The 12,443-nt window shown below is 27.5% G+C and carries 10 protein-coding genes, 1 tRNA gene and 1 pseudogene; 8 read left to right on the top strand and 4 right to left on the bottom strand.

Annotation, left to right across the window (positions count from 1 at the left end; all coding sequences use genetic code 11):
• Window positions 1-28 precede the first annotated feature (28 nt).
• Together BINT_RS02360 and BINT_RS02355 are read left to right on the top strand one after the other, a co-directional pair.
• Window positions 29-1,993: a methyl-accepting chemotaxis protein gene (locus BINT_RS02360; RefSeq protein WP_014486956.1), complete on the top strand. Its 1,965-nt coding sequence runs from the start codon at window positions 29-31 to the stop codon at window positions 1,991-1,993.
• A gap of 544 nt (window positions 1,994-2,537) precedes the next feature.
• A complete protein-coding gene (locus BINT_RS02355) occupies window positions 2,538-2,831 on the top strand; it encodes a DUF6506 family protein (protein ID WP_041177184.1) in 294 nt (97 codons plus the stop codon).
• 9 nt (window positions 2,832-2,840) lie between these two features.
• Here BINT_RS02355 and BINT_RS02350 read toward each other — a convergent pair whose 3' ends face one another.
• Window positions 2,841-3,041 carry a hypothetical protein gene (locus tag BINT_RS02350; protein ID WP_014486954.1) on the bottom strand — a complete coding sequence of 67 codons (201 nt, stop codon included), beginning with the start codon at window positions 3,039-3,041 and terminating at the stop codon, window positions 2,841-2,843.
• Between the two features lie 75 nt (window positions 3,042-3,116).
• Window positions 3,117-3,201: transfer RNA gene (locus BINT_RS02345), tRNA-Leu, on the bottom strand.
• 203 nt (window positions 3,202-3,404) lie between these two features.
• Here BINT_RS02345 and yajC point away from each other — a divergent pair.
• The 6 genes and pseudogenes from yajC (at window position 3,405) to BINT_RS02315 (ending at window position 10,266) form a co-directional block, all read left to right on the top strand.
• Window positions 3,405-3,838: pseudogene (yajC, locus tag BINT_RS02340) on the top strand (preprotein translocase subunit YajC).
• 42 nt (window positions 3,839-3,880) lie between these two features.
• Window positions 3,881-5,392, top strand: coding sequence for a protein translocase subunit SecD (gene secD, locus BINT_RS02335; RefSeq protein ID WP_014486952.1), 1,512 nt, complete (start codon window positions 3,881-3,883; stop codon window positions 5,390-5,392).
• 33 nt (window positions 5,393-5,425) lie between these two features.
• Complete coding sequence (secF, locus tag BINT_RS02330) at window positions 5,426-6,349, top strand: protein translocase subunit SecF (RefSeq protein ID WP_014486951.1); 924 nt, start codon at window positions 5,426-5,428, stop codon at window positions 6,347-6,349.
• Window positions 6,350-6,753: 404 nt separating this feature from the next.
• Entirely contained in the window at window positions 6,754-7,824 is a 1,071-nt protein-coding gene (locus BINT_RS02325) for an AAA family ATPase (RefSeq protein ID WP_014486950.1), read from the top strand.
• 4 nt (window positions 7,825-7,828) lie between these two features.
• Window positions 7,829-8,494: a DUF3226 domain-containing protein gene (locus tag BINT_RS02320; protein WP_014486949.1), complete on the top strand. Its 666-nt coding sequence runs from the start codon at window positions 7,829-7,831 to the stop codon at window positions 8,492-8,494.
• Between the two features lie 20 nt (window positions 8,495-8,514).
• Window positions 8,515-10,266 (top strand): SWIM zinc finger family protein, encoded by a 1,752-nt coding sequence (locus BINT_RS02315; RefSeq protein WP_014486948.1) that lies wholly within the window; start codon window positions 8,515-8,517, stop codon window positions 10,264-10,266.
• A 57-nt stretch (window positions 10,267-10,323) separates the two neighbouring features.
• Here BINT_RS02315 and BINT_RS02310 read toward each other — a convergent pair whose 3' ends face one another.
• Together BINT_RS02310 and dapD are read right to left on the bottom strand one after the other, a co-directional pair.
• On the bottom strand, window positions 10,324-11,457 hold the full coding sequence (locus tag BINT_RS02310) for a pyridoxal phosphate-dependent aminotransferase (RefSeq protein ID WP_014486947.1): 1,134 nt from the start codon (window positions 11,455-11,457) through the stop codon (window positions 10,324-10,326).
• A 226-nt stretch (window positions 11,458-11,683) separates the two neighbouring features.
• A complete protein-coding gene (gene dapD, locus BINT_RS02305) occupies window positions 11,684-12,388 on the bottom strand; it encodes a 2,3,4,5-tetrahydropyridine-2,6-dicarboxylate N-acetyltransferase (RefSeq protein ID WP_014486946.1) in 705 nt (234 codons plus the stop codon).
• Between the last annotated feature and the right edge of the window lie 55 nt (window positions 12,389-12,443).

Raw genomic sequence — 12,443 nt, 5'->3', positions numbered from 1 at the left:
TAATTTTTTATATAAATAGGATTATTCTATGCAAAATAAAAAATCTATTGGACTTCAGTTTAAAATATTTATACTTCTTACAGTATCTATATTGATAATGTTTGTAGCTGTTATTGCTTATATGGTAACGCATAACATTTCTACTTCTAAAAGAAAAGGCTATGCATCTACAGAATATATGATTACAACATATGCCAAAGATATAGAATTAGAAATGCTCACATATATATCAACATTAAGAACATTGTCATCATCATTAAGAAACGATATAGAAAATGGAACGGTTACAAGAGAATCGCATGCAATAATCTTAGGAGATACACTTAAAAATAATAAAAATTTATTTTCAATATATGAAATGTGGGAAAAAAATGCTTTTGATGGCAGAGATAATGAGTTTATAGACACAGATTATGGTTCTGAAGTTGATGGAAGATATGGTCCTTCATATTTCTATGATGATAATGTAGTTACTTATGATAAAGTTTATCAAGATGAATTTGATGAAAATCCTGATTATTATACTACACCTAAAAATACAAAACAATTATATATAAGTGATGTAGAAAAAGATGATACTTATGCAGATGCAGGAACTGTATTGACTGTTAGTGTAGTTGAGCCTATATTAGATAATTCAGGTAAATTTTTAGGTATGATAGGTGTCGATTTTTCAGCTGATAATTTAGTTTCAATAGTTTCTGATATATCTACAAATAATGGTATGGTTGGATATTTAATTAATCAAAATGGTACTATACTTGCTGCAACTAATACTCAAAACATCGGAAAACAAATATCTGATATATATAAAGATCATTCAAAAGAAATAACTGATAATATAAATAATAATAATAAATATTCTTTCGTAAACAAAATAGATGATCAAAAAACATTTAATATTTTAATACCATTAGATTCATTAAAAGATAATAATAATTCATTGGCCTTACTTGTAAATATACCTGAAATTGTTATAGTAAAAGAAAACATAAAAAATGCTGTTGTAACTTGCATATTAGCTGTTATTATTATTATAGTATTTTTGATTATTATAAATATTTTGATAAAGAAAAGTATAATAGATCCTATATTGAAAGTTATGCATATATCTGAAAAACTAAGCAGTGGCAATTTAACTCCTGATGAGAATAACTCTTTAAGCAAAAGAAAAGATGAAATAGGAATGATATTTAATTCTATTCAAAATACTCAAAATAAATTATCAAATATAATAAAAGAAATATTGGACACTACTAATACTATGGAAAATGCAAGTAAGAATGTAAGTGCCGGTACAATAGATTTATCAAATAGAACTGAAAAACAAAGAGATGATTTAAAACTTATAAATGAAACTATGACTAATACATTAAAAGTTATAGATAAAACTACTAATGATATAGCACTGACTAATGATAAGATACAAGTGCTTACAAATTCAAGCGAACATTGTTATAATCTATCAAAAGAATCTATGGTTATTATGGAAGATATTACAAAAGCTACATCTGAAATATCAAATATAACAAAGATGATAGATGATATAGCTATGCAGACAAATATACTTGCTCTTAATGCCTCAGTAGAAGCAGCACGTGCCGGAGAACAAGGAAAAGGATTTGCTGTTGTAGCTTCTGAAGTAAGAAATCTAGCACAAACTTCTCAGGAATCTGTAAAAAATATTACGAATATAGTTAATACAAGCATAGAAAAGATACAAGATGGAAATAAAAAAATAAAAGAAACTATGGATGCTTTGGAAGACATCACTAATAAAGCTAGAGAAAGTAGTCATATAGTAAGTCAAATGGTTGAATCTTCTACTCAGCAAGATGCTTCTGCAAGAGAAGTTCAAAGTGCCGTTAATAGTGTTGATATCAGTGCCGAACAAAATAGCAATTTGGTAAAAACTAATGCTGATATAGTTATTGATATGGAAAAAGAAACTGAAAAACTTGCTGATTTAATGAAATTTTTCAGTTTAAACTAAAAAATATTTTTATGATAGCTGAAAATATATAAATTGACAAACCATAATTATTTGGTATATACTGAAAATTTTTAAGTTTGTCAACTGATGCCTTTATGTAATTTTATCTACTTTTTTGTCGCACACGCTCTGCGGACTTCGTCAAAGTCTTTATCCTTCGGATACGCTACACGAAAAACGCAAATGCTAGAACTTTATATTTTAAAAATATTTATTAAATGTAAAATATAATCTAAATTTAGCATACACCAAAGGTGGGCTTCGTATGGACACCACTGAGTAGGGACTTGCCTACGGCAAAAGAAGTAGGGTCTTACCTCACCGTATTGGACTTTGTTCGGGTACGCTTCAGGCACGTCTGTGTAATTCGTAATGGCAAAGCCCCAGATATCAAAACAAATATATAAATTTATTTTTGATAAAATATAGTTGTTTAGGTATATACTAAAAATTTTAGAGTTTATAACTCCGCCTAACACCTGACCCTATTTATATTTTTTGCGATTATATTATAATAAAGCAAATACTTTTTTGGAGAATAAAAATGAAATTCGCTTATTTAATAATGGATAAAATTTTTGACAGTAAAAAAGATAAAGCATCTATACATAATGGCGTTTCACAAATCATAGGAGTTTCAAATATAGAAGAAGCATGTAAAATAGCTAAAGAATTACAATCAGAAGGTATTGACTGTATAGAGTTATGCGGAGGGTTCAGAGAAGAAGGAGCTAGAAAAATAATAGAAGCTACAGAAAATAAGATCGCAGTTGGATTTGTAGTGCATTTGGAAGAACAAAATAATATTTATCAAAAATTGTTCGGAAATGAGAATTAAATAATTATATTAAGAATTAGATTTGTATAGGAATCCAGCTACTATAGTTACAATACCAATAAGCATAGTAAAAGGTGCTAAAAATCCCATAAAACCTTCAGGGTGCTGTCCTACCATTGCTATAAAGAGGAAACTAATAGCAAAAATAGCAAGACCTATTACTAGAATAATAATATTTTGTTTAGAAAGTTTATCGTGATTATTTACCATATTCAATATACAAAAAAGTTTATAGGTATTACACTACAAACTCTATTCACTCCGTTTCATAAATTGATTGTTATTTGCTCGGGGCCGGAATCGAACCGGCACGGTCACAAGGACCAGCAGATTTTAAATCTGCTATGTCTACCAATTCCATCACCCGAGCTGGTAGTTGCTTAAGATATTAACATATTAGTGAAAAAAAATCAAGTTATATTTTATATTTTTTTTAATTTTGCAAACTATTAAAATTAAAACATATTACTTTAATATAGTAAATAATTAGAAAAAATATTGACATAAGTATAAATTATTGATAATATGATATAATATCAAAAAAATTTTAAAAAATCAAGAGGTAATTAAAGAATGTTCACAGCTACATTATATGCACAAGGAGCAGCTCAAGCTCAGGCAGGAGGAAGCCCATTAGTATCTATAGGTATGATGGTTGTAATCTTTGCTATATTCTATTTTTTATTAATAAGACCACAAAAACAACAGCAAAAAAAATTAGCTCAAAGCATAGCTGAATTAAAGAAAGGCGATAAAGTAATAGTAGCAGGCGGAATAATAGCTGAATATGTTTCTGACAAAGAAAACGGAAGAGTTGCAATAGTTAAAGTTGGTGAAAATACTAAAATGGAAATAGTTAAATCTTCTATATCAGCTGTAGTTACAGAAGAAATGTTAAACCCTCCTAAAAAAGAGGAAAAGAAAAAGAGGATAAAAAAGCCATAGAAGATAAAAATCAAATAAAAGAAGATTTAGAAAAAGCTCAGGCAGAAGATAAAAAAGAATAATTAAGAGAATAAATAAAAAATATAATAATAGGACAGTATAATATGAGTCATAATTTAAGACTAGCATTCATCATTATAGGACTTGGTGTAATGGCTTGGTTTATTACTCCTACAGTAAGATGGTATTTTTTCACATCTGATGAAAAGAAAGAAGAAAGTAATATGTCTTTAGATGAAATGATAGCTAAAGGATATACTAAAGAACAAATAGATAATGTTCAATCCCTTAAACGTTTAAGAAGCGAATCTGTAAATATGGGTTTGGACTTACAAGGCGGTATAAGAATAGTTCTTCAGGCTGATTTTGAAGAGTATGCAAACAGACTTGACAGAACAGTATCATCTCTTACAGCTGAAGAGAAAAATGATGCTATGGAAAGACTTATATCAAGACTTAGAGGAAGAATAGACCAATTCGGAGTAAGTGAAGTAGGTATAAGAAAGCAAGGTGAGGACAGAGTAGTTGTTGAACTTCCCGGAGCAAGAGACCCAGACAGAATCAAAAGTGTTGTATTAAGTCAGGGAGCTTTAACTTTCAATTTGGTTGATGAACAAGCTACAGCTACTTTAACTACTAATGATATGCTTATGGGAGTATTCACTAATACAGCTAAAGTTCCAGAATATGGAAAACAGCTTTATTTCTACAGTGAAAAAGATGATTTCGGAAGAAGAGTAAGAGGTGCTCCTGTTATAGTTAATAAAGAACCTTCATTAGAGGGAAGTGCTTTAATAAATGCTCAAGTAGGCGGCGGTCAATTTGGTGAGGTTACTGTAGAATTTGAACTTAATGCTGAAGGATCAACTCAATTTGCTGAAGTTACTGCACAAAATAAAAACAGAATGCTTGCTATAGTATTAGATGACAAAGTTATAAGTGCTCCTAATATTAATGATGAGATAAGAGGCGGAAGAGGCGTAATAACAGGAAGATTCACTTTGGAAGAAGCTCAGGACTTAGCTAGAATATTAAAAGAAGGTGCTTTGCCTCTTAATGTTAGTATTGTAGAAGAGGAAGTTGTTGGACAGTCTATAGGTGCTGACTCAGTTAAAGCTGGAGCTACTGCCTTACTTATGGCTGCTGTTTTAGTTGCTATATTTATGATAGCTGTATATAGAGTATCTGGAGTTTTATCAACTATTGCAATGCTTGTGAACGTAGTACTAATTATAGCTGTATTATCACCTTTAAGATTTACTTTAACATTGCCTGGTATAGCCGGACTTATTCTTACTATAGGTATGGCTGTTGATGCCAATGTTATTATATTTGAGCGTATAAAAGATGAATTGAAAATCAAATCTAGTGTTGCTGATGCCATTATTTCTGGTTATGATAGAGCATTTGCCACAATATTTGACTCTAACATCACTACTATAATTGTAGCTTTAATACTTTGGATATTTGGAAGCGGCCCTGTACAAGGTTTTGCTATTACTTTGTTCTTTGGTATTTTAATAAACCTATTCACAGCTGTATTTATTACAAGATATATCTATGAAGAATTAATACGTACCAAAGTGGTAAAGAAAGCAGGATTCTTCTTTATTTAATATAACTGCTTAAAAATAAATAGGATTTTGTAAATGAGTGAAGAAATAAAAAAAGAAAATAATGATTTGACAAAAAATAAGATACCGTTTGTTAAAATTATGCCTATAGCTGCTGTAGTATCATCTATATTGTTTATAGCTTCTATAGCATTATTTATAAACAAACTTACTACAAACAGCTTTAATATGGGTATTGACTTTGCAGGCGGTGTTGAATTAAAAGTACAGATAGATAATCCTGAAGTAATTAATATTGCTGAAATAAGAGCTTTATATAATAATTTCGGAACAGAGACTGTTAATATACAGGAACTTGAAGGTGCTGACAATGTAAATGCTTTCCTTTTAAGATTCAGAGGTTCTAATGAAGAATCCGACAGAGCTATGCAGGTTCTTTATGATAAATATACTCAGGAAAAAGTTAGGTTAATAGGAAGCAACATCATAAGCGGTGTAGTATCTGCTGACAACTTAAAATTGGCATTCATTTTGATAATCGTATCTTGGATTATCATAATGATATACATTACTATAAGATTTAATTACAGATATGCTTTTCCTGCAATAATTACTCTTATACATAATGTTGTTATAGTATTCGGTATACTTCTTTTCTTAAATAAAGAGTTTTCTGTATTAGTTCTTTCATCAATGCTTACTTTGATAGGCTATACAATCAACGACATCATAGTAGTATTCGACAGAATAAGAGAGAATGCTGATTCAAAGAAACCTTTCAAAGAGATTGTCAATATAAGTTTGAATAATGTTGTAGGAAGAACAATAATCACTAGTATTTCTACCCTACTTGCTGCACTTGCCATTATGATATGGGGCGGATTCATACTTTATGATTTTGCATTTACATTCTTCTGCGGTGTTGTTATAGGTACTTATGCTAGTAACTTCATAGCAAGCGGGCTTTTAATACTATTTATGAAAACTAAAAAAGACTAAAATAAAATTACAAATAAACAATAAAAAGAGTATGCATTTATAATGTATACTCTTTTTATTTGCAATATAAAAGTTTTATAACAATATAAAAATAATTTTTTATAAACTTAAAAATTTTTAGTATATACCTAAACAATTATATTTTGTCAATTTTGACTTATTTATGAATGTAATTTTGATTTATTAATAGTATAAAATACTATTCCTTTTTAGAAAGTAGGTTTTATATGTAAAATAAATTGTTTGTTTTTTGTATAATAATAAGTAATCAGCTGCACGTATAGTTGGCATTCGATAAGAATAAGCGATACCGTGCGGGTTGGTGGTGCGGCTCGCACTTTTGACAATATATTGATTTTAGTATATTATTTTTTTACTATAAAATTAATAACGGAATAAAAATTATGAATGATATTCAAATACCAAATATTAGTATAAGTAATTTTAAATGCTTCAAAGAATTTTCTATTGATAGTTTTAAAAGATTTAATTTAATATTCGGCAAAAACAGCGTAGGAAAAAGCAATCTTTTGGAGGCATTATTTTTATATTCTAATATGTATAGGAGTGATACAGTTTTATCTTCTTCATTTTTGCAAAGAGATATACCTTTGAATAATAATTTAGAATTGATTTTTCACAACTTTAATTATACTAATCCTATAAATATAAAAACTTCAAATAAAGAATTAAATATATATTCTATAAAATCATTAACAGAAAATGCATTAGATGGTATTTATTATCAAATACAAAATAATAATGGAGAAACTATAAAACTTCCATTACTTATAAATAATAATAGACAGCTTGATAATAGTTTTGCTCCTATTAATCATAGTTATACCATTGACAATGATGTAAATGTACGTTCAGTGATTTTAGGATCTTCATTATTTAACTTTTATTTTTTTAATGATTACACATCTTATGAAGCAAGAGTAAAAAATAATACTGTATCCTTGTTTGATAAACTACAAAATTTCAAAATGGATAAAATAATTATAGATAGTCTAAAAGTTATAATACCAAATATAGAGTCAATAAGAATATCATCTGACAAAATTTGTGAGGCCGACATAGGACTTGACAGATATTTACCTATAAATGCATTAGGCTCAGGAGTATATAAAATATTTAATTACATAGTCAGCATACCATTTATTACTAATGGAGTGTTGCTTATAGATGAAATTGATAATGGTTTTCATTACAGTGCTTTACATAATTTATGGTTATCTATATTTAAAGTGTGCCAAAAAAATAATGTTCAGCTTTTTGCTACTACTCATTCCTATGAATGCATAAAAGCTTTCAATGATGTTTATAATGAAGTAAAAAATGAATACAATTCAAATGATGATATTCAAGGCGTAAGAATAGAAGCAGATAAAAAAGAAATGTATAAGTATCAAGCTGTAATATACAACAATGAAGAATTAAATAATGCTATGGATAATTGGGAGGTAAGATAGAATAATGGAACATAAAATAAATCCAATGGCTAAAAAAGTTCTTCTAGTTGAAGGAAATGATGAAAGAGATTTATGCTCCCTTTTAATTAGTAAGAAATTAGGATTACAATTTATAGTTGGAAAATATGATAAATCTTTTATAGAAGATAATAACACTATTCATATAATACCAATCAATGAAGTTGATAATAAAAAGAATATTAATTCATTTATAAAAACTTCCAACTATAATAATATAGAAAAACTTGCAATTGTTGTTGATGCTGAAAATAATGCCAAAAAAAGATTTAATATTTTTGATGATATTATAAAATGCGAATATGATCAAAATCAAAATATTTATTATTATGATGACAAAGGATTATTTCTAACAACAAAAACTGATGATAAAACTTCAGGCTGTTTAGAAGATTTAATTGAAAAAATAATTTTAGAAAATGATAAAGATTTATATAACAACTGCATTGATAGTTTATTCAAATGCGCTAATAATTATATAGATCAAGGAAATAATGAAGCTCATATATTAAAAGCTAAAATACTTGCATTTATATCTGTAAGATGCAAAAAGAGAAATACAATAGGCGGATTATTCCAAGAATGCGGTAATTACTTAGAGTCGAATATATTAGATGAATTAATTATTTTTTTACAAACAATATTTAAATAAAAAATGATATAGGGTTTATAATGACTGAAAAAATTAATAACTTAAAACAATACATCAATGAAAATTTCTTACTTACTCTAACAAATAAAGGTATATACAACCGTTCAGTAAAAGACATTGATAATATTATAAATAATAGCCCTGAAAAAATACAAATTGAAGAAGCAGAAGATAAAATAAAAGTTACTATAGATACAGGCGAAAAAATAGAAGTAATTCTTAATGATGAAGATATAAAATCAAGTAAATGTTCCTGCCCTTCAAAAGATATTTGTAAGCATATTATAATGTCGCTTTTATATATAGAACATCTAAATACAGAAAATAAAGAAAATGAAAGCAATAATAATACAATAGAAAATGATACAAAAACAGAAGAAATAAAAGAAGAAAATAATATATTTGATGAAGTAAAAAATATTAGTTATGATGAAATAAAAAAATCAAGCACCAAAAGAAATTTTGAATATGCTCTAGACAGATTTAATGATGATATTGAAGCAGATATAGAAGAAAAAGCAATGCTTGAAATAAATATACCTGAAGAAAATGTCATTATCTATTTTCCAAAAAAAGACAGTATAAAAAAGGCTGTATGTTCATGTAAAGATTCTTCTCTTTGTGCTCATAAAATAATAGCAATACTTAAATACAAACAGATGTACAATTCACTTGAAGAAATTAAAGAAGAAGATAAAGAAATAGATGAAAACATTTTAAAATTCTCAAAAGACTACATAGAAAATATTTTTGAAAAAGGACTTTATTCATGCAGTGAAAAAGATTTCGATATTGCAGAACAATTAAGTATAAAACTTCAAGTTAAAAATATGCCTGAATTGGCAAAGATGTTTAGAAGTATTGCTGAAAGTATTGATTCTATGATAAATAAGCATGCATCATTTAATAAATTATTTGCTTTCGCTATACTTTCAAGACTTTATAATACAATAAAAAATATAGAAAAAGCCAAACAAAATAATGATAACAGAACTGTAAAACTTCTAACAGGAGAGATGAGAAGCAAATACATAAATAGAAAAAGTGCTGAATTATTAGGTTTAGGTGCTTACCCTTGGATTTCTTCTACAGGATATTTGGGAGCAAGTGCTTATTTATATAATTTAAATACTAAAAAATTATCATTCTTCTCTTATGTTATACCTACATTCTATGATAATGCTAAAACCTCTTATGATGATGTAAGAAGCAATTATAGAAAAAAAATTCACTTTGAAAATAATATTTCAATAGAAGAAATTTCAAAATATAAACTTAAATTTATAAATTATAAAGTTAATGATGAAGAGAGAATATCATCAAGTAAATTCACTTCAGTTATTTTAAATGATAGAATGAATTATACATTATTAAAAGAAATAAAAGATTCTAAAAACAATGAAGAACTATTTGCAGAAAACTATGATGATATAAAAAATATAGATTTCAAATATGATTATTTCAATAAAAATGATAGATCAAAAATAATAATAGCAGAATTTCAAATAATAGAAAATCAAGAATTCGATAAAATAGAACAAACACTTTATTTTGATATTGTAAATCACTATAAAGAAGATGATGAAGAAAGATTAACTTTAAATGTAAAATATACATCTATTCATTCAAATGGAATTAAATACATAATGAATTATAAAAATTCCAGTGTTGATAAAGACAGATTTATTGTATTAGAAAAAACTAAATATTATATAAGACCTATAAGTATAATAAATGCTAATGCTGTTATAAATATATTCTTTGATAATTAATCAAAATTCAACAGCAAGAAGTTTTTATTCTTCCTGCCGTCAAATATAAATTTATGATCACTTATGTACGAATTGTCTAATTTTTTTAGCAGCCTCTTTCAATAAAGGTATATCCTGAGTCAAAGCTATTCTAAAGTAATTCTCGCTTCCAAAAGCAATACCAGGAACTACTGCAACACCTGTTTCATCTAATAATCTCATAGCAAAATCAAGTGAAGGCTCTTTTGAAAATTTCTCATATCCTACAAATAAGTAAAATGCTCCTCTAGGCTCTATAACATCGAACCCTAAATCTGTTAATTCTTTAGCTAAGAAGAAAGCTCTCTCTTTATAAATATCTCTGAAACTTTCTATTATAGGATATTTTTCTAAAGCATATTCAGCAATAGCACAAGAAAGAGTTACCATACTTCCAACATTGTTAAAGCTAGCATTAACTAAACATTTTCTAACATATTCAGGAGTTATACTATAACCTATTCTCCAGCCTGTCATAGAATGAGATTTAGAAAAACCATTAAGCACTATAACTTTATCTTTTATAGAAGGATAAGAAGCAAATGAAGTAAAAGGATAGAATGATATAGCAGAATATATTTCATCAGCTATTATAAATATATCTTTTTTCTCGAAATATTTAACAAGCTCATCCATCTCCTCTTTTTTAAGCATATATCCAGATGGGTTTCCTGGATTACTGAAAAGTATAGCCTTAGTCTTATTTGTTATTACTTTTTCTATAGCTTCAGGCTTAATTACAAGATGATCAGGTCTTGTATCTACAAACACGCATTTACCATAAGAAAGATTTACTGCCTGTTCATAAGGAGAGAAAAAAGGAGTAGGTATTATAACTTCATCATCTATATTTAAAATAGTTCTAAATACAGAAGAAATACCTTCCATAGAACCAATATGCATAGTTACATTGTCAGCTTTAATATCAGAATTATAATATTTATTATAATGATTAGCCACTAATGTTCTTATATGCTCGCTTCCGCCTGATTGAGTATAGCCTAAAGTATGAGTTTTAGCGTATTCACATCCGTATTCAATTAATTCTTTAGGAGGCAGCAAATCAGGTTCACCTATTGTAAGCATTATAGCATTTTCTTTTTTCTGTGCTTTTTCGGTAAGTTCTCTTATAAGCGAGTATGGTACTTGAACTATGTTTTTATTGAGTTCCATAACGATTCTCCATAGATGTTTTTTTTAATTAATATATTCAGATACAATATTACATACAATAATATTATATATAATAATGCATATATTTTACCAAAAATATTTAATTTGTCAATTTGTATTATGGAAAAGTAGAATATTTTTTATAAAAAATATTTGATGAAATTATAAAGATTATAAAAAGCCTCTGTATTAATTATAATACAGAGGCTTAAAAAATTAATTAAAATTATTTTCTTAAATCATCTACTAATTTAGTTTTATCAGCAGTTTTTTCATCTTTAGTTTTTACTACTTTAGCAGGATTTCCAGCAACCACCTGATTTTCTTCAACATCTTCTATAACAACAGCACCCGCACCAATTACTGCATTCTTTCCAATATGAACACCCTCAATAATAACTGCATTAGCACCTATTACAACATTATCCTCTACAATTACAGGTTTAGCAGAAGGAGGCTCAATAACGCCAGCAAGTACAGCACCTGCACCAACATGGCAATTCTTTCCTACAATAGCACGTCCGCCTAAAACAGCCCCCATATCTATCATAGTACCCTCTCCTATTTCAGCACCAATATTTATAACAGCTCCCATCATAATAACAGCATTATTGCCTATTGTTACTTTATCTCTGATTATAGCACCCGGCTCAATTCTGGCATTAACATTAAAATAATCTAAAGTAGGAACACCAGAATTTCTTCTATCATTTTCTAAATAATAATCTTCTATGGAGTCTTTATATTCTTCTAATATATCTTTTATATCCTCATAATCTCCAACTACAAAATGAAAATTTCCTGAAGAAAATACTTTAGCATTAGTTTTTATTTCAGATAAATTTCCTTTTATATAGATTTTAACAGGTGTTTTCTTTTTAGAATTTTTAATGTATGCAATAATATCTTCTGATTTTTCTAACATATCCATTTCAGTATTCTCCTATAATAAATTGTTTACAGCATTATCGACTTATTATTCAAAA

The sequence above is a fragment of the Brachyspira intermedia PWS/A genome, from assembly GCF_000223215.1.
In the GTDB taxonomy this organism is placed as follows: Bacteria; Spirochaetota; Brachyspiria; order Brachyspirales; family Brachyspiraceae; genus Brachyspira; species Brachyspira intermedia.
Note: the sequence above shows the minus strand (reverse complement) of the source record. Positions and strands in the feature narration are given on the sequence as shown.

What these genes read in the sequence shown, in the direction of transcription:
- BINT_RS02350 (WP_014486954.1), bottom strand. Translation starts at nt 3,041, where the DNA reads ATGGTAAATAATCACGATAAACTTTCTAAACAAAATATTATTATTCTA.
- BINT_RS02315 (WP_014486948.1), top strand. Translation starts at nt 8,515, where the DNA reads ATGACTGAAAAAATTAATAACTTAAAACAATACATCAATGAAAATTTC.
- dapD (WP_014486946.1), bottom strand. Translation starts at nt 12,388, where the DNA reads ATGGATATGTTAGAAAAATCAGAAGATATTATTGCATACATTAAAAAT.
- BINT_RS02355 (WP_041177184.1), top strand. Translation starts at nt 2,538, where the DNA reads ATGAAATTCGCTTATTTAATAATGGATAAAATTTTTGACAGTAAAAAA.
- BINT_RS02310 (WP_014486947.1), bottom strand. Translation starts at nt 11,457, where the DNA reads ATGGAACTCAATAAAAACATAGTTCAAGTACCATACTCGCTTATAAGA.
- BINT_RS02360 (WP_014486956.1), top strand. Translation starts at nt 29, where the DNA reads ATGCAAAATAAAAAATCTATTGGACTTCAGTTTAAAATATTTATACTT.
- secD (WP_014486952.1), top strand. Translation starts at nt 3,881, where the DNA reads ATGAGTCATAATTTAAGACTAGCATTCATCATTATAGGACTTGGTGTA.
- BINT_RS02325 (WP_014486950.1), top strand. Translation starts at nt 6,754, where the DNA reads ATGAATGATATTCAAATACCAAATATTAGTATAAGTAATTTTAAATGC.
- BINT_RS02320 (WP_014486949.1), top strand. Translation starts at nt 7,829, where the DNA reads ATGGAACATAAAATAAATCCAATGGCTAAAAAAGTTCTTCTAGTTGAA.
- secF (WP_014486951.1), top strand. Translation starts at nt 5,426, where the DNA reads ATGAGTGAAGAAATAAAAAAAGAAAATAATGATTTGACAAAAAATAAG.